Annotated in this window: 17 protein-coding genes, 1 tRNA gene and 1 pseudogene; 13 read left to right on the forward strand and 6 right to left on the reverse strand. The window is 57.7% G+C overall.

Features of this window, described 5'->3' with window-relative positions; all coding sequences use genetic code 11:
* The first annotated feature begins 124 nt into the window (after window positions 1–124).
* The gene (gene udp, locus AB5Y85_RS02590) at window positions 125–880 is read left to right on the forward strand and encodes a uridine phosphorylase (RefSeq protein ID WP_005337975.1); all 756 of its coding nucleotides are present in this window, start codon (window positions 125–127) and stop codon (window positions 878–880) included.
* 140 nt (window positions 881–1,020) lie between these two features.
* Here the strand turns inward: udp and AB5Y85_RS02595 are convergent, their stop codons facing one another.
* On the reverse strand, window positions 1,021–1,749 hold the full coding sequence (locus AB5Y85_RS02595) for an RluA family pseudouridine synthase (protein WP_368221134.1): 729 nt from the start codon (window positions 1,747–1,749) through the stop codon (window positions 1,021–1,023).
* 222 nt (window positions 1,750–1,971) lie between these two features.
* Between AB5Y85_RS02595 and rihA the strand changes: the two genes are divergently transcribed.
* From rihA to AB5Y85_RS02610, 3 genes and pseudogenes are all read left to right on the forward strand, one after another.
* Window positions 1,972–2,907, forward strand: a complete 936-nt coding sequence (gene rihA, locus AB5Y85_RS02600; protein WP_368221135.1) for a pyrimidine-specific ribonucleoside hydrolase RihA — start codon at window positions 1,972–1,974, stop codon at window positions 2,905–2,907.
* Between the two features lie 33 nt (window positions 2,908–2,940).
* The gene (locus AB5Y85_RS02605; protein WP_368221136.1) at window positions 2,941–3,426 is read left to right on the forward strand and encodes a hypothetical protein; all 486 of its coding nucleotides are present in this window, start codon (window positions 2,941–2,943) and stop codon (window positions 3,424–3,426) included.
* A gap of 61 nt (window positions 3,427–3,487) precedes the next feature.
* Window positions 3,488–3,637, forward strand: a pseudogene (locus AB5Y85_RS02610) (IS3 family transposase); the annotation flags it as partial.
* Between the two features lie 2 nt (window positions 3,638–3,639).
* On the opposite strand, the gene AB5Y85_RS02615 reads toward AB5Y85_RS02610, so the two are convergent.
* Both AB5Y85_RS02615 and AB5Y85_RS02620 read right to left on the reverse strand, forming a co-directional pair.
* The gene (locus tag AB5Y85_RS02615; RefSeq protein ID WP_368221137.1) at window positions 3,640–4,629 is read right to left on the reverse strand and encodes a DUF481 domain-containing protein; all 990 of its coding nucleotides are present in this window, start codon (window positions 4,627–4,629) and stop codon (window positions 3,640–3,642) included.
* 39 nt (window positions 4,630–4,668) lie between these two features.
* Window positions 4,669–5,577, reverse strand: coding sequence for a L,D-transpeptidase family protein (locus AB5Y85_RS02620; protein ID WP_368221156.1), 909 nt, complete (start codon window positions 5,575–5,577; stop codon window positions 4,669–4,671).
* Between the two features lie 440 nt (window positions 5,578–6,017).
* On the opposite strand from AB5Y85_RS02620, the gene AB5Y85_RS02625 reads away from it, so the two are divergent.
* Window positions 6,018–6,107 (forward strand) — tRNA-Ser (locus AB5Y85_RS02625).
* Window positions 6,108–6,272: 165 nt separating this feature from the next.
* On the forward strand, window positions 6,273–7,523 hold the full coding sequence (locus tag AB5Y85_RS02630) for an integrase domain-containing protein (protein WP_201902199.1): 1,251 nt from the start codon (window positions 6,273–6,275) through the stop codon (window positions 7,521–7,523).
* A 214-nt stretch (window positions 7,524–7,737) separates the two neighbouring features.
* On the opposite strand, the gene AB5Y85_RS02635 is transcribed toward AB5Y85_RS02630, so the two are convergent.
* Entirely contained in the window at window positions 7,738–8,913 is a 1,176-nt protein-coding gene (locus tag AB5Y85_RS02635) for a hypothetical protein (RefSeq protein WP_368221138.1), read from the reverse strand.
* Window positions 8,914–9,626: 713 nt separating this feature from the next.
* Between AB5Y85_RS02635 and AB5Y85_RS02640 the strand changes: the two genes are divergently transcribed.
* The 5 genes from AB5Y85_RS02640 to AB5Y85_RS02660 all read left to right on the forward strand — a co-directional run bounded on the left by AB5Y85_RS02640 (window position 9,627) and on the right by AB5Y85_RS02660 (window position 19,252).
* The gene (locus AB5Y85_RS02640) at window positions 9,627–11,477 is read left to right on the forward strand and encodes a type I restriction-modification system subunit M (protein ID WP_368221140.1); all 1,851 of its coding nucleotides are present in this window, start codon (window positions 9,627–9,629) and stop codon (window positions 11,475–11,477) included.
* A complete protein-coding gene (locus AB5Y85_RS02645; protein WP_368221141.1) occupies window positions 11,467–12,795 on the forward strand; it encodes a restriction endonuclease subunit S in 1,329 nt (442 codons plus the stop codon). Before AB5Y85_RS02640 ends, AB5Y85_RS02645 begins: the two co-directional genes overlap by 11 nt.
* Window positions 12,796–13,175: 380 nt before the next feature.
* On the forward strand, window positions 13,176–14,795 hold the full coding sequence (locus AB5Y85_RS02650; protein ID WP_368221143.1) for an AAA family ATPase: 1,620 nt from the start codon (window positions 13,176–13,178) through the stop codon (window positions 14,793–14,795).
* Between the two features lie 110 nt (window positions 14,796–14,905).
* On the forward strand, window positions 14,906–16,120 hold the full coding sequence (locus AB5Y85_RS02655; protein ID WP_368221145.1) for an McrC family protein: 1,215 nt from the start codon (window positions 14,906–14,908) through the stop codon (window positions 16,118–16,120).
* 33 nt (window positions 16,121–16,153) lie between these two features.
* A complete protein-coding gene (locus tag AB5Y85_RS02660; protein WP_368221147.1) occupies window positions 16,154–19,252 on the forward strand; it encodes a type I restriction endonuclease subunit R in 3,099 nt (1,032 codons plus the stop codon).
* A gap of 54 nt (window positions 19,253–19,306) precedes the next feature.
* Here the strand turns inward: AB5Y85_RS02660 and AB5Y85_RS02665 are convergent, their stop codons facing one another.
* Window positions 19,307–19,681 (reverse strand): hypothetical protein, encoded by a 375-nt coding sequence (locus AB5Y85_RS02665; protein ID WP_368221149.1) that lies wholly within the window; start codon window positions 19,679–19,681, stop codon window positions 19,307–19,309.
* Window positions 19,682–19,761: 80 nt separating this feature from the next.
* Window positions 19,762–19,950, reverse strand: coding sequence for a DUF3283 family protein (locus AB5Y85_RS02670; RefSeq protein ID WP_368221150.1), 189 nt, complete (start codon window positions 19,948–19,950; stop codon window positions 19,762–19,764).
* A 115-nt stretch (window positions 19,951–20,065) separates the two neighbouring features.
* Here AB5Y85_RS02670 and umuD point away from each other — a divergent pair, with 115 nt between their 5' ends.
* Window positions 20,066–20,509, forward strand: a complete 444-nt coding sequence (gene umuD, locus AB5Y85_RS02675; RefSeq protein ID WP_368221152.1) for a translesion error-prone DNA polymerase V autoproteolytic subunit — start codon at window positions 20,066–20,068, stop codon at window positions 20,507–20,509.
* Window positions 20,490–21,749, forward strand: a complete 1,260-nt coding sequence (umuC, locus tag AB5Y85_RS02680) for a translesion error-prone DNA polymerase V subunit UmuC (RefSeq protein ID WP_368221154.1) — start codon at window positions 20,490–20,492, stop codon at window positions 21,747–21,749. The genes umuD and umuC overlap by 20 nt, the downstream gene beginning before the upstream one ends.
* Window positions 21,750–21,943: the final 194 nt, after the last annotated feature.

Below are 21,943 nucleotides of genomic sequence, written 5' to 3' on the forward strand. Positions count from 1 at the left end.
GGAAAGCGCTTTCGACCATAGTTGGCGCCTCCCCGAAGAGGGGGGTAAAGGCTTGAAAGTATCATAAAGAATCATCTTAACTTGTGCCCTGACCATGCTGGCAGGGGGCAACCAGGAGTCCAATATGTCTGATGTATTTCACTTGGGTTTGAAGAAAGCGGATCTGCAAGGCGCCACCCTGGCGATCGTCCCCGGTGACCCCGAGCGCGTGAAGCGTATCGCAGAGCTGTTGGATAACCCGGTGCACCTGGCCAGCCATCGTGAATTCACTACCTGGCGCGGCGAGATGGACGGCAAGGCCGTGATCATCTGCTCTACCGGTATCGGTGGCCCGTCCACCTCCATCGCGGTAGAAGAGCTGGCCCAGCTGGGCATCCGCACCTTCCTGCGCATCGGCACCACCGGCGCCATCCAGCCGCACCTGAACGTGGGTGACGTGATCGTGACCACCGGTTCCGTGCGCCTCGACGGTGCCAGCCTGCACTTTGCACCGATGGAGTTCCCGGCTGTTGCCGACTTCGACTGCACCACCGCGCTGGTGAACACCGCCAAAGAGATGGGCTCCAAGCTGCACATCGGTGTGACTGCCTCCTCCGACACCTTCTACCCGGGTCAGGAGCGTTACGACACCGTATCCGGTCGCGTAGTGAGCCGTTTCCAGGGTTCCATGAAAGAGTGGCAAGCCATGGGCGTGCTGAACTATGAGATGGAATCTGCAACCCTGCTGACCATGTGCTCCAGCCAGGGCCTGCGTGCCGGTATGGTGGCTGGCGTTATCGTCAACCGTACCCAGCAAGAGATCCCGAACGCTGAGACCATGGCGAAGACCGAATCTGATGCCATCAAGATCGTACTGGGCGCTGCCCGCAAGCTGATCTGATAGCACCACAAAGAGTGGGGGGTGGGGGCCGTTGCGAAAGCGCGGCCCCTATCTTTATCCGCCATTTGTCCCTTTTCTTCTCGCGTCACGCCTTTCTCTATTCCCGCCGCACTCGCGCTGGTTGTCTCTACTGATTGCCTCTAAAACGGCGCTGGACAGCGCACTTGCATCGGCTTGCCGCTCACCGGATGAGTAAAATCCAGCTCGCTGGCGTGCAGCATCAGCCGCGGCGCCTGTTTGCAGCCGGGGGGAAGCAGGCCATCATAGAGATCGCAACCTAGGATGGGGTGGCCCAGCAACTGACTGTGGATGCGCAGCTGATGGGTGCGGCCGGTCTCCGGCACCAGTCGTACCCGGGTCAAAGGCACGGTCTGCCCCTGCATCTGCTGCTCCAGCCGCTCAATCACCTGATAGCGGGAGCGGGCGGGTTTGCCGCTGGCAGCGCAGATCTTCATCAGCGGGAAAATCGACGGGTCCTTGGCGATGGGGGCATCGATAAGCCCTTCATCACTAGCCAGATGACCGCACAGCAGGGCGCTGTAGGCCTTGCTCACCGCCCGCTGGCTGAACTGCTGGCAGAGCAGGGCATTGATGGCCTTGTTTCTGGCCACCACCATGAGACCCGAGGTGCCAAAATCTAGGCGATGCACCAGGGTGCAGCCAGGGAAATCCTGTACCAGTCGATAATGCACCGAGTCGAGGTTCTGCGGGTTCTTGCCTGACAGACTCAGCAGGCCGCTTGGCTTGTTGATGAGCAGCAGGTGTTCATCCTCGAACAGGATCTCGATGGCGGCATTGCAGGGCGGGGCGATAAAGGTGTCGACGATAACGGACATAGGGCACACGGGCTGGAAACGGGGGACGATCATACCCGAACCGGCGCGGCCGGGCGAATGGGCGGTGCGCTGCCTCGGAAAATGAACGGCATGACGCCATGCAAACTTTTGATAGTGAGCCGTGTTGATCGAGGCTGTATACAGTGCAAACTGCCCAGGTCACCAACAAGGCCCCGTTTTGTGACCCCTTCCCGAGTTCATCCGAGGCTTGCTTGTTAAGGTATGGCTCCCTGTTATGTTGTAAGGACTCATCCCATGGCACTGCCCGTTATTCTCGATTGTGATCCCGGCCACGACGACGCCATCGCCCTCATTCTGGCGCTGGCCAGCCCTGAACTGAAGGTGCTGGCGGTTACCACCAGCGCGGGCAACCAGACGCCGGACAAGACCCTCAACAATGCCCTGCGCATTCTCACCCTGCTGGGACGTGACGATATTCCGGTGGCGGCGGGGGCACCGAAACCGCTGGCCCGGGAGCTTATCATCGCCGATAACGTCCATGGCGAATCGGGTCTCGATGGCCCCAAACTGCCTGATCCTGCCTTTGTGCCACAGGCCATGACTGGGCTTGAATTGATGGCCAAATGTCTGCGCGAGAGCCTAGAACCTGTGACCCTAGTGCCGACCGGCCCGCTCACCAATATCGCCCTGTTGCTGGCGGCTCACCCAGAGCTAAAGGGCAAGATCGCTCGCATCGTGCTGATGGGGGGCGCCGCAGGGGCCGGCAACTGGACCCCGGCGGCGGAATTCAATATTTATGTGGACCCGGAAGCGGCCGATATGGTTTTCAAGTCGGGGATACCCATCACCATGTGTGGCCTTGATGTGACCCATGAGGCGCAGGTGATGGACGAGGATATCGAGCGGGTACGCGCCATCACCAATCCGGTAGCCCAGTGCGTGGCCGGGCTGCTCGACTTTTTCATGATCTACCATCGGGATCCCAAGTGGGGATTTGCTGGTGCACCGCTCCACGACCCCTGTACCATTGCCTGGTTGCTGGCTCCCGAGCTGTTCCACGGAGTCGAGTGCCGGGTCGATATCGAGACCCGGGGGGAGCATACCGTGGGGATGACGGTGGTGGATCGCTACGGTCTGACCGGCAAGCCAGCCAATGCGCTGGTATTGTTGGGGCTGGATCGTCCGGGCTTTATCGATCTGCTGGTGACGCGGCTGCGGGCGTTTGACTGAGCGCCGGTTCATTTTTGCAAGAAGGGAAGGGGAATGTGGAAGAGAGGCTTGGTGCTGCTGGCCGGGTTGCAACTGATGGGCTGTGCGACGCCATTCGAGCGGATGTGGCAGGGGCTGGCGACCTGTGAATTTACCGATCTCTATGTGGATGAGACGGGCAGGCCCGCCAATCTACAACTGGCCAACTACACCCCCTACAAGGTGAGCGACGGCTTTGCCTGGTACAAGGTGCACGAGGAGCTGCACGGCTTGCCGGTGGTCGGTTTTATCGTGCCGGCCTCCAGCTTCGAAGTGCACGCCCTCTTTGTTGATACCCCCATCGCCAATGCCCGCCGCTTGACCCACAACGCCTACGGCAGCGAGTTTGGCGACGAGCAGAAGCATGACGAGGGCTCAGCCCCTCTGCTGCTGCGCGATCCCAACAACCCCAAGCGATCCATCATCGACTGCACCCGCGGCGAGTCTGACGGAGAACTTGAGGATTCGGCCATGCCAGCCATGGCTGAGGTAGGCTTTTAGTGTTCGTGTGTCCCGTCCTGAATATGGTTTGCACTTTTTCCCCCAATAAATCGAGAGCTCGATGGGACAAGGTGTGAAACGGACACAGCGCGATTACTCGCTGACTTTGAAACTGGCGTTGGTCGAGCAGATTGAAAAAGGCGAGCTAACCTGCCAACAAGCACAATCTCGATATAGCATTCAGGGCAATTCGACCATTCAGGTATGGTTGACTCAGAAACTGGCGCCAAGGCTGAGCAGGTGTCTTAATTCGCTCTCCCGGGGTTCCGGGCTGCCTGTGTCGACAAGGATGTCAGCATCTTCCCAATCCAGCTCACTCGACCAGGAGAGGCGCAGATGGTCGTTGAAGTAGTAGCGCAATCCTATGCTGCCTTTCAGGTCCTGATTACGTGTGAAATAGGGGGAGGCTTGTGCCAGATATTTCAGATAGCGCCCCTGGCTGAACAGCTCCATTTTCTCCTGCCAGAGGGAGAAAGGTTGGCGATAATCCCAGTTAAAACCGGCGAAGGGGTAGTCAATGACCCGTTCACCCAGAAAAATCTTGGGAACCTCGCTATCTTCACGGAAGTAGAGTCGGCTTAATCCCCCTTGGGCCATCAGCTCCAGTCGGCGGCGTTTGTCGTTCCAGAAGCGGTAGCCAGGCCCCGAGCCATAGTCCATGTAGAGATAGCGATCTTTATCCAGCATGTCATATTCGGCATCGAGTGAGGTGCGCAAGAACCACTGCTGGTTGAAGAAGTAGTCCAGCGTAGGGTTGAGCTGATAATCATGGCTGTCGGTGACGTTGTCAGCGGTCTCATAGGTATATTCACCGGAGAAGCTGTAACGCCAGTCCAGATTGGCCAGCTCGCTTTTCCACTTGAGGTTGACGTTGTTGGTCTGCTTGTCATTCTGTTTGAGTTTGACATTGAGATCGCCACTACCGGTCCAGAGCCAGGCGTTGCGTTCATCCTGGTCGTCCTCGAACAGCTTGAGCCCACCCTTTGCCGTTGCCTTGGGGTTGTCCTCTTTATCGATGCGCCAGCGTTTGATGGCCTCCCGCTGGACGGTGACTGCGCCGCTGTAGGGCAGGGCGATGCGCACCGACTGTTCGGTCACCTCCTCGATGTTGCCGGTCAGACGGTCGCCATTGCTCATCCAGAGGATGTCCTTGGCCCACAAGGAGTGACAGGCCAACAGGAGTAGGAGGGGCAGGAATTTCATGAGGTAAGGTGACTCCGGTGCGACTCGGGCGCTGGTGACTTAGCCACTGACAAGTTGGCTGCTGATGGGGCGGGGCAGGCCATTTTTGCTCTCCAGCGCAGCCGTCACCTCATCCTGCATCACGTCAGGTGCGCTGATAAAGCTCTCTATGGCCGGAGATAGCACCAGCGGGGCGCCATTTTCAAGCTCCTCTTCGGTGCGGGAGAGCGGGGAGTGTACCTCCAGCCAGCGGTGACCATCCGGTTCGATGGCTACCTTGACCGGTTGATTGATGACCCGTACCGGCGTGCCGATCGGCACAATCTTGAACAGGGCTTCGATATCGTCAGGTCGCAGCCGGATGCAGCCTGCACTTACCCGCAGGCCAACGCCAAAATCCTTGTTGGTGCCGTGGATCAGGTAGTCGCGCTTGCCATAGCCAAGGCGCATGGCGAACTTACCGAGGGGATTCTCCGGGCCGGGGGGCACCACGGCGGGCAGGGTGATCCCTTTTTGCTCCAGCCAGGATTTGCGCACCATGGGGCCGGGTACCCAGGTCGGGTTGGGATTCTTCTCGATGACGGTAGTGGTCATCTCCGGAGTCTCGCGGCCGATATCACCAATCCCGATGGGCAGCACGATGACCTCGCTCTTCCCTTTGGGGAAGTAGTAGAGACGCAGTTCGGGCAGATTGATGACGATCCCCTCGCGAGGAACATCGGGCAGCAGCATCTGGGTGGGCAGCGTCAAGCGGGTGCCCGGCTTGGGTAAATAGGGATCTACACCCGGATTTGCCTCAAGTAGCGCCAAAAATCCAATTTGCGTATTTTTGCCAACCAGTTCCAGATGTTCATTCTGCTGGATGATGTAATCCTCCAGCTCACCGATGAGGCGACTCCCGGCAGGTGGCAGCGGGTAGCGTTTGGCCTCTGCCGGCGCGGCGCAGAGCAGGATCGCTGCCAGTAGCATGGAAAGGGCGGGCGTTAAGGGTAGGGGCTTGAGTTTCGGCAATCGCATAAGAAGATCCATCAGTTCAATCGGGGCGGAATATCATCAATACAGCCGCCAGAATGGCGCGATTGTTCCTCAATCAGCCCATGATTACCAGCTTGCCGCGCACAAGCAATGATGTGGGGATACATAGGAAACCTGCCAAAAATCGGCATCACCCATAAATTTGAGCGCCAAGCAGGAAAAAGAGACGCCTGATGGCAATGGGGCAATATCACGATATGGATAATGGCCGAGTGTGCGAGAGGGTTAATGTCGGGTGGATGCAGGGTGGCCTGGCAACGCGAACAGCACGCGCCACATTGTGAGCCTGCTCCCAGATATCTGATTCAGCCATTTGATATCTAAGAAATTTTTATTGCATCCTCGGCCAAGCTTGGGTAAAACTCTCTCCCCACGGAGAGATGCCGGAGTGGCCGAACGGGATTGACTCGAAATCAATTGTGGCAGCAATGCCACCCAGGGTTCGAATCCCTGTCTCTCCGCCAAATTGTAGTCCGAGATAGTCTGGGACAGTACTGGAAACCCGCATGGCATAAGGCCTTGCGGGTTTTTTAGTGTCCGGCGAAGTTCGGTTTGATTTGCCTAAAACCGGTGGTTTTTGGTACATGTTTTGGTACATGACGTGCGGCATTACGATGGAGCGTGTACCAATGCCAAGAATTACCAAACCCCTCTCTGCCACGGAAGTGCGTAACGCAAAACCCCGTGAGATCGAATGGACTCTTTCAGATGGAAACGGCCTTGAGCTGTGCGTCTCCCCTAACGGGAATAAGCTATGGCGCTTTCGATACACTCGACCAAGTGGGTCGCGTACCCGGATCTCGCTAGGCGCATACCCGGAGATATCGTTGTCGGACGCCCGCGATCAGGCAGATGCATACCGCCGGTTGCTAGCCAAAGGCAAAGACCCCCAGGACCAAAAGGCTGAAGAACGACTTGCAGCCAACCTCACCTTCCGCATTGTTGCCGAGGAATGGAGGGCGCTGCACCAACGCAGGGTGACCGCTGAGTATGCCAAGGACCTGTGGAACTCACTGGAGCGGCATGTGTTGCCCGGATTGGGGCATATCCCGATCCAGCAAGTGACGGCACAGCATGCAATTGCTGCATTGCGCCCTCTCAAGCTGGAGGAGAAGCACGAGTCGGTTCGACGTAGTTGCCAGCGAATCAACGAGATCATGACGTATGCCGTTAACTCGGGCTACATCATGGCCAACCCGTGTGCAGGTATCCGTCAGGTATTTGATAAACCAACCAAGCAGCACTTGCCCAGTATCGAGCCAAGTCAGTTACCCGTTCTTCTCCGAGCAGTAAACCAAGCCAGCATTACCGTGATTACGCGTAATCTCATCATGTGGAGCCTCCATACCCTTGCTAGGCCGGGTGAGGCCGCAACAGCCCGGTGGGATGAAATTGACTGGGAGGCCAAGGTATGGCGTATACCAGCCGAAAAGATGAAACGTCGCCGGGAGCATCAGGTACCTCTCACAGATCAAGCTCTCGATATTCTGCACGCAATGAAGCCGATATCGGGCAGGTTTCCCTACGTCTTTCCCGGGGAACGTAATCGACGTAGCCACTGTAACAAGTCAACGGTCAATATGGCTTTGAAGCGTATGGGATTCGCTGACAAGCTTGTAGCACACGGATTCAGGTCACTTGGAAGTACGGTGCTCAACGAGCGAGGGTTTGCAAAGGACTTGATTGAAGTCGCACTGAGTCACATGGATCGAGACGCTGTACGTGCAGCCTATAACCGTACCGATTTCCTAGAAAGACGCAGGCCTATGATGGAGTGGTGGAGCAACCACATTCAGACTATGGCGCGTAGAGCCACTGAGCTTGACGAGGAAGAGCCTGCGCTAGATGTCGAGGCTGACAGTGCCGAACTTGTTAATTGAAGCTAGCAGATCTTATTGAGCGGTTTAGCCTATCGAACAGCTCATATCATGAGGCCATTTGACAGTGTCATTGTGTCATTGTGTCACGACATCACTGCGAGCTTCTTGGCCCATGCCGGTGTATGTTCGCTCAGGCTCTGACGTCGCTCAGTCCTCCAGGGCGCTTGCTGGCCAAGGGATAAGGGGGCAGGTGCCCCCTTGTTCTTTGATTGCGCTATAGAGCCTCTGAGGCGCTCTGGGCGAACAAGCGCTGTGCTTCCTCTTCTGCCTTGCTGGCAAGCTCGGGGGCGAGTGGGGGCAGTTCGATGCCTTCCCGTCCGGCCACATAGAGTGGTCCACCCACATCATCATCGTATAGGCTGCCATCCTCGTGGATGGCTCTTAAGTCGTCCTGAGTGAAGTCGTCGCCAAGCAACTGGGCTAAACGCAGCCATACCCAAGACTGGTAGAGGTTGTCCCGGTCGTACTCTTCAATGAGGGCGAGCATGGCCTGTGTATCGCCTCTCTGCGCTGCTTGCGTCAACCAGTGGTGGGCAGCTTGTTGGTTGTCGTGTTCCATTGCGAGCCATGCGATGGCTGCCGGGTCGCTCACCGTGGCTGGGTCAATGTCAAAGATGCCGCTATCCAACCTTGCTTCGGCCAGTGCAAAGCGTGCCTCGACGATGCCGCCTTGGGCGGCTTTGAGGGTGTGATGAAGCCAGCGTTGTTGTTGTTCCAACATTGCAGCGAAGCCGTTGGCAAACTCCAGTTCTGGACCGCTCAACACCATCCCTTCCTGTTGCTTTCTGTACCAGTAGCCGTTTGGCACGTCGGAGTTATCAATATAAGTCTCTGCATCACCCAATCGCTGTGCCAGCCACCAGTGCACCTGTGGATGGCCTCGTTCTGCGAAGGCCTCCAGTTGCTGCAGTGCCTGTAGGGCGATGGGGGGCTGATGGTAGGCATCAAGTTGCGTTAGTAGTGCCTGCGCCGCATCGAGTTGCGTCGTGCTGGATGGGGCTGGTTGGAGCTGCGCGTCGTCATCCTCGACCTCATCATCGAGCCAGCCATCTTCCCATGTGTCATCCCAATCGCCTTCATCAGTCAGGCCGAGAGCCTCGACTTGGATGCTCACCACGCCAGCACGCTGTAGATGCTGGCCAACCAGCAGCGACAGGGTCTGGGGTTGGGGTAACGCGAGCTCACGTCCTCGCTGCTCGAGTAGGCCGAGGTCAGGCTGACAGGGCCAAGGTGTCTGGTGCAGCACGATCGCCTCGGCTTGAAGCGCAGCGTAGCTGCGGTAGCCGAAAGCGGCGGCGATCAGTTCGTAGAGGTGGCTGGTCTTGAGTGACAGTGCGCTTGAGTCAACGAGTTGCTGGCGCGTGTCGTGCACGAATTGCTTGATAGTCATGATCCAATCTCCGAGTCCACGCTTCGGGTCAGGCGCACACGTTTAAGCAACCGGAAGGTGGATGCTGGGTATCAGATCATTAAGGGTTTGGGGTATTCAATGCCGGTTTGACTCGTGTGCAAGTCGTGCGGGCCGCACCCAAGCACGGTAGCTAACTGCGCAGTCTTGGGCAAGTGACGTTGAAACAAAATTCCGCATTGTTGACCCACTTAACAATAACGACGTTTGTATGGTCACCTTGGTATTGATTTAATTGTCATTTGTCTATGCTGTTTCGGGTGAGAGTCCGTGTGAGTTTGGTAGTGACGATCCCATTGCTTTCGTTCCTCCGTGAGATGTTCGTGCGTTAGTCGGGCCTGTTATCAGGCCCTTTTTTTATTGTGTCTGGCTGATCTGCTTGCCTTCTGACCACTTGAGCTACCTCGCCTGCGATGAGCGCATCCAGCGTGACATTACGCATAGTGCTGCGGGGTTCATTTGTATAAACTGCCCGCCAGATAATGGATAGACGACTGACGGGCCGGACTTTTTCTCGCCGATGCATCACCTTGGCTGCATCGCCTTCTGTTGACCCACCACCCTGGATAGGTCCCTGCTGCGCCCGTAAGGCTCGGCATGCGCCGTTCCGTCAGTCTGACAACTTGGCCCGCATCCTCACCCTGGCTTTCGCGCAGGTGGGCTGTGAAGGCAACACGCATTAACCGGAGAACCCCATGACCGACCCCAACGAGCTCAGCACAGCGCTGCTGGCCGCCGTTCCTGAAGATGGCAGCAGTATCGGCAACCAAGCCCTGATGGAAACCTTGAAAGCCCAATTCAGCGACCTGACCGATGAGGACTTTACCGCCGCACGCGAGGCCCTGCTGGAACAGGGCGTACTGCGCAAGGGGCGCGGGCGGGGTGGTGCTGTGCTTCGGGTGTTGGAAGGCGAAGCCGCCGCTGCAGCACCACGCAAAGCGAAAGCCAGTGGCAAGGGCAAGCAGGCCAAGGATGAGCCGCAAGCGACCGGTATCGAGGGGCTGAAGAAGACCCTGTGGGCTGCCGCAGACAAGCTGCGTGCCGACATGGACGCCGCCGAGTACAAGCACATTGTGCTGGGCCTTATCTTCCTCAAGTACATCTCCGACTCCTTCGCCGCCCGTCGCGCCGAGCTTACCCGCCGCTTTGCCGATGAGAGCGACGAGTACTTCCTCTACGACTGTGACGATGAGCTGCTGGCCGAGGAGCTTGAAGATCGCGATTACTACCGTGAGGTGAATGCCTTTTGGGTACCGGAAGGGGCCCGTTGGGAGGGCCTCCGTGCTCAGGCCAAAGATGCCGCCATCGGTAAGCTAATCGACGATGCGCTGACCCTGATCGAACAGGAGAACCCACGGCTCAAGGGCATCCTCGACAAGCGCTACGCCCGTGCCCAGTTGCCCGATGGCAAGCTCGGCGAGCTGGTGGATCTGGTTTCCAAGATTGGCTTTGGCAGTGATGTCGGTGAAGCACGCGACATCCTGGGGCAGGTCTACGAGTACTTCCTTGGCGAGTTTGCCAGTGCCGAGGGCAAGAAGGGGGGCCAGTTCTATACCCCTGCCAGCATCGTCAAAACGCTAGTGGCGGTGCTTGCTCCCCATCATGGTCAGGTCTACGACCCCTGCTGCGGTTCAGGCGGCATGTTTGTGCAGTCGGAGAGGTTTATCGAAGCCCATGGCGGCAAGTTGGGTGACGTCTCCATCTACGGTCAGGAGTCGAATCCGACCACTTGGCGGCTGGCGGCGATGAACCTTGCCATCCAGGGGATGGACTACAACCTCGGGCGCGAAAACGGTGATACCTTCACCCGCAATCAGCACCCTGACTTGCGTGCAGACTTCGTGCTGGCCAACCCGCCGTTCAATATCAGCGACTGGTGGCATGGTAGCCTCGAGGGGGATCCGCGCTGGGTCTACGGTACGCCGCCTGCGGGCAACGCCAACTATGCGTGGCTGCAGCATATGCTCTACCACCTCAAACCAACTGGTCGTGCCGGTATCGTGCTGGCCAATGGATCCATGAGCTCGAGCCAGAATAGCGAGGGCGACATTCGCCGTGCCATGGTGGAGGCGGACGTGGTGGAGTGTATGGTGGCCCTGCCGAGTCAGCTCTTCACCAACACCCAGATCCCGGCTTGCCTCTGGTTCCTTGCCAAGAACAAGACCCGCCGCCAAGGCGAGGTGCTGTTTATCGATGCCCGTAAACTGGGCACCATGATCAGCCGGGTGCAGTGCGAACTCGATGAGCACGCGATTGCCCGTATTGCCGATACCTTCCACGCGTGGAAAGGGGACGGGGAGTGCGATCAGCCTTACGAGGATGTAGCGGGCTTCTGCTGCAGCGTAACCCTGTCTGAGATCGCCGAACACGGCCATGTGTTGACCCCCGGCCGCTATGTGGGCACCGAAGAGGTGGAGGAGGACGATGAGGCCTTCGCAGACAAGATGGCTCGGTTGACCAAGCAACTTGGCGACCAGATGGCCAAGGGGGCCAAGCTGGATCTGTTGATCAAACAGAAGCTTGGGGGGCTTGGGTATGAGTTCTGAGTGGCCTTTGGTTGCTGTTGAAGATGTTTGCGAGTTGATCGTCGATTGCGTGAACAAAACGGCACCCATCGTAGAAGAGCCTACGCCCTATCGGATGATACGAACGACAAATGTTAGGAATGGGCGGATCGACCTCTCGACATGTCGGTATGTTGTTAAAGAAACTTATGAAAAGTGGACTCGCCGAGCTAGGTTGCAGCCGGGTGATGTGATCCTTACTCGAGAAGCTCCTATTGGTGAGGTTGGATTAGTTAACGAGAGCGAAGGAGTATTTCTCGGCCAAAGGCTCATGCAATACAGAGCTGACCCCAAACACCTAGATCCACGCTTTTTACTTTATTCATTTTTATCTCCGGCTTTGCAGCATCAATTTCGTAGTCATGAGGGGTCTGGTTCAGTCGTTAGCCATATCCGGGTCGGCGACTGTTTCAAGTTCAAAATGCGTTTACCTCCATTGGCAATCCAACAGGAGATTGCTGCACTACTCGGAGCACTCGATGAACGCATCGCTCTGCTGCGCGAAACCAATGTCACGTTGGAGGCCATCGCACATGCACTGTTCAAGTCGTGGTTTGTTGACTTTGATCCAGCTCATGCGCGTGCTCGCGGCGAGCAGTCCGCAGGGCTGGCACCCGAGGTCGCCGCGTTGTTTCCTGATAGCTTCGAAGAGTCCGAGCTTGGCATGGTGCCGAAGGGGTGGAATACAGGAACTCTTGGAGATGTCGCCCACTTTCAGAATGGTTATGCCTTTAAGAGCAAGGACTGGTGTGAATCTGGGCACCCAGTAGTGAAGATTGGCGACGTTAAACCGGGAATCATAGATTTTTCTGGGTGTTCGTATATAGCTCCCGAAACGACGGAGGGCCTAAGCCGATTCAAACTTAGACGAGGTGACCTGCTCGTTGGTATGACTGGATACGTTGGGGAAACGGGGCTTGTGCCTCACGTAGAGCAGCATGCATATCTAAATCAACGAGTTGGGCGCATTGCCACAAAATCTGGTTTGATTGATTTGGGATTTGTTTACTGCTTAGTTAGAAACTCTGCATTCAAAGGTTATGCCGAAGCACGTTCTCATGGCAGTGCACAAGCGAATGTTAGCGGTGCAGTACTACTGGATTATCCCGTGGTCACTCCGACACAAAGCATCTTGGATCGTTTCAACGGCTCTGTTGGAGTATTGCTTGAACGCATTCTGTCAAATCACGAGCAAGCCCAAACCCTCGCCAACTTGCGCGATACACTGCTACCCCGCCTGATCTCCGGCCAACTGCGCTTGCCGGATGCCGAGGCAATGGTGTCGGAGGCGCAAGCATGATACTCGCAACTGAGGCGCACTCCGCTACGCTCGTCGTCAAGTTGACCCAGGGGGCTGTTGATAATGGCTATATCAGCATCGGGCGCCACCAATTTGCCTTCTTTCCTGTGGATGTTATAGCGAATGACCAAGGTGAAGCAGATGCAGCTATTGAGCTGGTTTTGCCAACCGGAGAGAAGGTCACTACCGCCGTGCTGGGTAAGTTTGGCCGGTTGCAGAAACGCTTTGGAACCATGTTCAAGCAGTTGTCTGTATGTGCTGGCGATCAGTTGCAATTGGCTCGGATAGGCTCTGACCCCTATCGGTATCAACTTACCCATATTCCGAATGGCTCGATTATGACTCCTCCCACCCCATCCGCATCGCAGCAGGACGCTCCCATGCCACAACTTGCACCATCCCCACTCAACCAGATCCTCTATGGTCCCCCCGGCACTGGCAAGACCTACCACACTATCAACAAGGCGCTGGCTATTCTCGACCCCGAGTGTCTGGCACAACACGACGATGATGTGAGCCCAGAGGCCCGCAAGGCGCTTAAAGCGCGCTTTGATGAGCTGGTCAAGGAGGGGCGTATCGACTTTGTGACCTTCCACCAGAGCTTCAGTTATGAAGACTTTGTGGAGGGGATCCGTGCCGAGAGTGATGGAGACAGCGGTCAACTGACTTATGACGTGGTTGATGGCGTCTTCAAGCGCATGTGTGACGCGGTGGCCGCCAAAGTCACGCGCAGCGACAGCCATGAGGCGATGACGCTGGAGGGACGCCGGGTCTGGAAGATGTCGCTTGGCAATACCCTGGGGGAGGATGCCCATGTGTTTGACGACTGCATAGAGCAGGGCGTTATTCGGTTGGGCTACGGCAGTTCCCACGACTATAGCAAGTGTCGGACCCGCAGCGACGTACAGAGTGTGTTGGAACAATCGGTAGGCAAGATCAATAACCCAAATGATTATGCCGTTACCAGCGTGATGACGCTGGTCAATCGGATGAAGATTGGCGACCTTGTGGTGGTCACCGATGGTAACTTCAAGTTCCGCGCAATCGGCGAGATTACCGGTGATTATCGCTGTGACGTGCACTACGAGGGGGATGACAGCTACGCGCAGGTCAGGCCGGTCAAGTGGCTATGCCGGTTCAGCCCCTCGCTCCCATGCGGTGAGCTGATCAACGGCCAATTCAGCCAGATGACGCTCTATGAGTTGAAGGCCCCGACCTTGATCCCGGAGAAGCTGCTTGCTCTGGTCAATGCCACAGCATCACAAGCTGGGTCGCAGAGTGAAGCTGGCGCGACACCATCAAACAAACGCGTACTGATCATCGACGAGATCAACCGGGGTAACGTTTCACGCATATTCGGTGAGTTGATCACCCTGATAGAGCCAAGCAAGCGAGCTGGTGCTGACGAGGCGCTGACCACTACTCTGCCTTACTCCAAGCGCCCCTTTAGCGTACCGGACAACCTCTACCTTATCGGCACCATGAACACCGCTGACCGCTCCTTGGCCGGACTCGATATCGCTCTGCGTCGCCGCTTTGTGTTTGAAGAGATGCCGCCCAGGGCCGAGCTGCTTGATGGCGTGGTCATCGAGGAAGAGGGGCACAAGGTAGACGTAGGTCGCTTGCTGCATACGCTGAACCAGCGTATCGAGGTGCTGTTGGACCGCGACCATTGCCTCGGTCATGCCTACTTTATGCCGCTCAAAGCGGCTGCCAAGCCAACCTTGGCGCAGTTGGGATACATCTTCCAGCATCAGATCCTGCCGTTGTTGCAGGAGTACTTCTTTGAGGACTGGCAGCGCATCGCCTGGGTGCTCAATGATCATCGTAAGAGCAAGGCTGAGGCGATGTTCCTCGAGGCGCCCAAGCTCGAACTCAAGACCCTGCTTGGTGATATAGCGGTTGGGGGACAACGCCAACGTTGGAGCATCAATGAGAAGGCGTTTAGGCGTATTGAGGCCTATGTCTTGACCATCGAGGGTGACAAGGGGGCGCAGTGAAGGCTCCCATCACGGTTCGTGAGTATGGTCGGCTAACCGTTAGAGATAACACTGTTAATACGCTGACACTTGCCCATATTGACCCGGTTGATTTCGATTGGTTATGTCGGTTGAGCCAGCGCTACAAGGTAAGCCATGCACCCGCTCTTGCGCAGGTGGAAGATAGCCGGACCTTGCAACTGGACAACTACGTGGGGGTGATAGAGACCCCCACCGGGCAGGTGATCGAGATCCTGCCCAAGACCGCCAATGAGGATGACCCACTCGAGGATGGTCGTGAGTTGATCCGCCGGATGCTGGAGCGAGCCCTGGATCTGCCACCCCGTGAAACGGCGGAGGCGTCGCTGGAACGCTTTGATATGCCGCTTAACGAGTGGGTTATCGCGCGCTTTCTGGCCGAGCTCGATCAGCTGGTCAAACGCGGCGTACGCAGTGACTATCAGCGCCTTGAGGCGACCGAGCCGTTCTTGCGTGGTCAGCTGGATGTCGCCCGGCAGATGCGCCAGCCACCGGGCCGGGGCCACCACTTTGCGTTACGTTACGACCTCTTCTTGCCCGACCGGGCCGAGAACCGGCTGCTCAAGCGGGCGCTGGAGACCGTCGCCAATGCGACTCAGCACCCGGACAACTGGCGGTTGGCACAGGAGCTACGCCACTTGCTGGTGGATGTGCCTGCCAGCCGCGATGTGGAAGGGGATTTCAGACTGTGGCGACATGACCGCTTGATGGCTCACTATCAAGGGGTTCGGCCGTGGTGCGAGCTCATCCTCTATCGTGCCATGCCGAGTGCCCTGAATGGTGAGTGGCGCGGCATCAGCCTACTGTTCCCCATGGAGAAGCTGTTCGAGCGCTATGTAGAGTCGTGCCTGCGTGAAGAGCTGTTGCCCGATGCCAACCTCAAGGCCCAGGTGGCCAGTCAGTACCTTTGCACCCAGCAAGGCAAGCAGATGTTCCGGTTACAGCCGGACCTCTTGTTGCAGCACGGTAACAAGCGTTGGGTGATGGATGTGAAGTGGAAGCGGCTCGATAGCAGCGACCGTGACGGCAAGTACGGCATTAGCCAGGGTGACCTCTACCAACTGTTTGCCTATGGCCACAAGTATCTGACCGAGCAGGATGATGGTCATCTGGTATTGATTTATCCATCATGGAGCCAGCTCAAAGTTCCACTCGAACCTTTTTGTTATGATGCCCGCCTGACGTTGTGGGTCTTGCCGTTTGACTTGGCTGCCAGTTCGTCCCACCGGCTGATATTGCCATACCAGCCGGGGGCGGATTCTGCGTGCGAACTGCGCTTGCCACTGAGGCCCACCGAGCCCGCCTGACGGGCGTTTCTCCCTGTTGATGAGTGATGGTGCATGACCGAAGATCAGTTGGAACAAGAGGTGCTGGGGTGGTTGGCCGAGGTGGGCTATCGCGTGGTGTGTGGCTACGACGTTGCCCCCGATTCTGATAACCCGTGGCGTGCGAACTTCAATCAGGTGCTGTTGCTCGACCAGTTGAGAGGCGCGATAGCACGCCTCAATCCGTCTGTGCCGATGGTAGCGCGTGAAGACGCGCTGGCGCAGGTGGTCAATCTCGATACCCCGGCGCAGCTGTCGGCCAACCGGGCGTTTCACCGCCTGCTGGTGAATGGGGTCCCAGTCCAGTACCAGCGGGATGGCGAGACGGTGGGGGACTTTGTCCGCCTCGTTGACTTCGAGAACCCCGCCGCCAACGAGTGGCTGGCCATCAATCAGTTCACCATCAAGGGGCCCAAGCACACCCGACGCCCAGACATCATCCTCTTCGTCAACGGGTTGCCGCTGGTTGTGCTGGAGCTCAAGAACCCGGCCGACGTGCATGCCGACATCTGGAAGGCATTCGACCAACTGCAGACTTACAAGGAGCAGATTCCCGACCTGTTCCAGTACAACGAGATCATGATTGCCTCCGATGGTAGCGAGGCGCGGATGGGGTCGCTGTCTGCGGATGCCGAACGCTTTATGCAGTGGCGCACGGTGGATGGGGTCAACCTCGACCCCTACGGCGAGTTTGGCGAGCTGGAGACCATGGTGCGCGGCATTCTGATCCCGGCCATGTTGCTCGATTACCTGCGCTTCTTCGTGCTGTTTGAAGATGACGGCCGGTTGGTCAAGAAGATCGCCGGTTACCATCAGTTCCATGCGGTCAGGGCGGCCATTGAGCAGGTGGTGCTGGCGTCGCGTCCAGATGGTAGCCACAAGGGCGGGGTGGTGTGGCACACCCAGGGCAGTGGCAAGAGCATCACCATGACCTGCTTTGCGGCGCGGGTGATGCGAGACGCCGCGATGGAGAACCCGACCATCGTCGTCATCACTGACCGCAATGACCTTGATGGCCAGCTGTTCGGGGTCTTCTCACTCTCGCAAGATCTGCTGCGCGAGGAGCCGGTGCAAGTGAGTACGCGAGGTGACCTGCGTGACAAGCTTGGCAACAGGCCCTCCGGCGGCATCGTGTTCACGACCATCCAGAAGTTCATGCCCGGCGAGGATGAGGACTCGTTCCCGGTGCTCAGCGACCGTGCCAACATCGTGGTCATCGCGGATGAAGCACATCGAACCCAATACGGTTTCAGCGCCTCGCTCAAAGCGCCAGGCAAGGTTGCAGAAGGGGCTGCGCGCTATCAGGTCGGGTATGCCCAGCACTTGCGCGACGCGCTGCCCAACGCGACGTTCGTGGCCTTTACCGGTACGCCCGTATCTGCGGAAGACCGGGACACTCGCGCCGTCTTTGGCGACTACATCCACGTCTACGACATGCAGCAGGCCAAGGACGATGGTGCCACGGTTGCCATCTACTACGAGTCACGCTTGGCCAAGTTGTCACTTAATAACGAAGAGCTTCCCCACATCGACGACGAAGTGGATGAGCTGGCCGAGGATGAGGAAGAGAGCGAGCAGGCCAAGCTTAAGTCACGGTGGGCAGCCTTGGAGAAGGTGGTTGGCAGCAAGCCAAGAATTGAGCGGGTTGCCGCCGATCTGGTGGCCCACTTCGAAGAGCGCAATCAGGCGCAGCATGGCAAGGCCATGGTGGTCGCCATGAGCCGCGAGATTTGCGTGCACTTGTATGATGCCATCGTGGCCCTGCGCCCCGACTGGCATGACTCTGACCCCGACAAGGGGGCCATCAAGATCGTGATGACCGGCAGCGCTTCTGACAAGGCATTGCTGCGGCCCCACATCCATGCCACCCAAGTGAAGAAACGGCTGGAGAAGCGGTTCAAAGACCCGAGTGACCCGCTCAAGTTGGTCATCGTGCGAGACATGTGGCTTACCGGCTTCGACGCGCCCTGCGTACATACCCTTTATGTGGACAAGCCGATGAAGGGCCACAACCTGATGCAGGCCATTGCACGGGTAAACCGGGTGTTCAAGGACAAACAAGGTGGGTTGGTGGTCGATTACATCGGTATCGCCAACGAGCTCAAGAGCGCTATCAAGGAGTACACCGCCAGCCGTGGTCGTGGTCGCCCTACGGTCGATGCCCGTGAGGCCTACGCGGTGTTGGAGGAGAAGCTGGATGTACTGCGCTCCATGTTGCATGGCTTCGATTACAGCGACTACCTCACGGGTGGACACAAGCTGCTGGCAAGGGCTGCTGACTTCATCCTTGGTCTTGAAGATGGCAAGAAGCGCTTTGCTGACAACGCGCTGGCGATGAGCAAGGCATTCACCCTCTGTTGCACCCTTGATGAAGCCAAGGCGGTACGAGAGGAAGTGGCCTTCTTGCAAGCGGTCAAGGTGATGCTGACCAAGAAAGAGGTCACCCGGAAGAAGAAGACTGACGAAGAGCGCGACCTGGCTATTCGCCAGATCATCGGCAATGCCGTGGTATCGGGCGATGTGGTCGATGTGTTTGAAGCGGTCGGCCTCGACAAGCCCAACATCGGTCTACTTGATGATGAGTTTCTGGCCGAGGTACGCAACCTGCCGGAGCGCAATCTCGCCGTGGAGCTGCTCGAGCGGTTGCTGGAGGGGGAGATCAAGGCGAAGTTCGCGACCAACCTCTCCCAGGAAAAGAAGTTCTCGGAGATGCTGAGCAAGGTCATCCAGCGCTATCAGAACCGCTCCATCGAGACCGCGCAGGTCATTGAGGAGCTGATCGACATGGCCAAGAAGTTCGCGGCTGTGAGCAAGCGGGGGCAGGCCTTGGGCCTCAACGATGACGAGCTCGCCTTCTATGATGCCCTTGCCAACAATGAGGCGTCTGTGCGTGAGCTGGGTGACGAGATACTGGCCAAGATAGCCCACGAGCTGACTGCCAGCCTGCGTCGCAGCGTGACCGTTGACTGGAGTAGCCGAGAGAGCGTCAGGGCCCGGTTACGTCTGTTGGTCAAGCGCATCCTGCGCAAGTACAAGTACCCGCCAGACCAGCAGGAGGAGGCTGCCCAGCTGGTGCTGGCACAGGCTGAGAGTTTGTGTGAGGTGTGGTGTTGAGTGGGGGAGGCGCGAGCCTCCCTCACCTTATCTATCAAGATGTGTAGATATGGCTTACTTCAGTATGACGCTGCCTGAAGGTATCTGGTTGGCCTCTTCGAGGCTCAGGTAGCGTGGGCCTTGTACGCTGGCTAGTGACTTGAATAACCACGGATGCGGCTTTAGCCAAGCTTTGGTGTCTTCGTAAACGTCTCCACCGACCACGAAGTAACGACCATCACACCCGTCATCGTGTAGTTCATTGACATCAGGTGTCGAGAGTTTCAGCTGGCAGCCTTCGATGACAATCACGACTTGAGACTTGTAAACCCCAATGACGGTGGAGATTTTGTTGGCCATATCACTTGAAACCCGCCAAGCGCTAATGGCGCCCTTGTAAGCACCTCGGCTGGAGTAGGTCTCTACCAAGTTGACTACCAATGCCGTCACAATACGTACCTCGTTAAGTTGTTTGGAATGCGGTTTGTTGCTAGTGACCTGCATAGCCACCGATGAACGTGTTGATAGGGTCAGCGAGACTTGAAGTAGGCGACCTTTTCAAGGAAGTAGCGACCCAGTTCACCTTGATGTTGGTTCGCCTCGCTTTCGGCGCTGGTCAAGTGACCGTTGCGCTCCTTCCATACCGCATATGCGGCGGCCTTCTCGACCTCGACCCGTTCTTGCTGCTCTTTCGGTAGGGCACACAGATTGTGACTCATACTGACCTCTTTGTTATTTGTTGGCGTCATGGTACGCCATCACTGGCATGCGGGACTTGCGCTGGTTCAAAGGTGGTGCGCTATAATGGCTGTATATAAATACAGGTGTTTTGCCATGAAGCTGTTAACCCCAGACCCATCACCCGCCGAGGTGACCATCCCGCTGTTCTTGCACCGCGCCTCTTGCGGCTTTCCCAGCCCAGCCAGCGACTATCTGGAAGGGAAGTTGGACCTCAACACCCACTGCGTGGCCCACCCTGCAGCCACCTTCTATCTGCGTGCCGAGGGGGAGAGCATGACCGGGGTCGGCATCTTTCCCGGTGACTTGCTGGTGGTCGATAAGAGCCTCACCCCGCGCCATGGTGATGTGGTGATTGCACTACTCGATGGCGGCTTCACGGTAAAGACCTTGCAGCTCAAGCCGAGGTTGCGGCTGTTGCCAGCCAATCCGGCGTTCGCGCCTATCGACCCTTGTATGAGCCTCTCCCTGGAGTTGTTCGGAGTGGTCACCCATGTGGTTGGCAATCTGAGGCAGCGTGATGGCTATAGCGCTCGTTGATGTAAACAACTTCTACGCCAGCTGTGAGCGGCTGTTTCGCCCTGAGCTGCGTGGCCGCCCGATCGTGGTGCTTTCCAACAACGATGGATGCGTGGTGTCGCGCAGCCCCGAAGCCAAGGCGATGGGTATCAAGATGGCCGGGCCCTACTTCAAGATCCGCGAGCAGTTCGAGGCGCATGGCGGTGTGGCATTCAGCTCCAACTACGCGCTCTACGGCGATATGTCTGGCAGGGTGATGAGCACGTTGGAGACCATGGCCCCCGAGCTGGAGGTCTACTCCATCGATGAAGCATTCCTGTCACTGTCGGAGTCGTTTGCCGGGGACCTGACAGCCTATGGACAACAGATCCGGCAGCGAGTGTGGCAGTGGACCGGCCTAACGGTAGGGGTCGGGATTGGCCCCACCAAGACCCTCGCCAAGCTGGCCAACTATGCAGCCAAGAAGTGGCCTGCCACTGGCGGCGTCGTGGACTTGCGTGACGAGCTGCGCCGTGCCCGGCTGATGGCTATCACCCCAGTGGACGAGGTGTGGGGCATAGGGCGGCGCTTGGGAGCCAAGTTGGTGGCACAAGGCATCAACACCGTGGCTGACCTGGTGGCTAGCGATGCCAAAGGGTTACGCGCCCAATACGGCGTGGTGGTCGAGCGGATCGTACAGGAGCTGCGTGGCCTGCCTTGCGCAGAGCTGACCGTTGAACCGGCGGCGAAGGTGCAGATCCTCTCGAGCCGTTCTTTTGGTGAGCGCGTGACTGACCGTGGAGAAATGGCCCAAGCGTTGTCAGGCTTTATGGCTCGCGCAGCCGAGAAGCTGCGGGCCGAGGGGATGTGTTGCCAGCGGGTGCACCTGTTCGTGCGAACCAGCCCCTTTGACGAACGAGCGCCTTACTACAGTGAGCAGGCTGGCGTCCGGCTGGTCTGCCCTAGCGATGATACCCGGTTGCTGCTGCAGCAAGTGAACGTGCTGCTAGCGCAGATTTGGCGCGACGGTTACCGCTATCAGAAGGGGGGCGTCATGCTGAGTGAGTTCACCCCCAAGGGGCAGCAACAGGCAGATCTGTTTGCCCCGTCCTCCGCTCAATCGGACGCACTGATGGCAGTGATGGACCAGATCAAAGCCAAGGGATTGGGGCGCGTAGGCTTTGCCAGCCAAGGCACGGGGTCGCCTGAGTGGATGATGCGACAAGAGCACCTGAGCCCCTGCTACACCACCCGCTGGGAGGACCTGCCGGTGGCGAGGTAACCAACCAAGGTACAAGGAGCCTGCTACTTGGCTGTAGTAGGACGTTTTGGAAAAGTGCTGCGAATGTAGACGGGTCTCGGTGACACATTCCACATGCGCGGCGGCGGGGTCACCTCCCGCCTCCCCATCTTGATTTGATCCACCCCCACCACCTCGTCGGTACCGGTTTTTCTCCCTTGTGCAACCGACAGCCA

It is taken from the genome of Aeromonas sp. R3-1, from assembly GCF_040908345.1.
In the GTDB taxonomy this organism is placed as follows: Bacteria; Pseudomonadota; Gammaproteobacteria; order Enterobacterales; family Aeromonadaceae; genus Aeromonas; species Aeromonas veronii.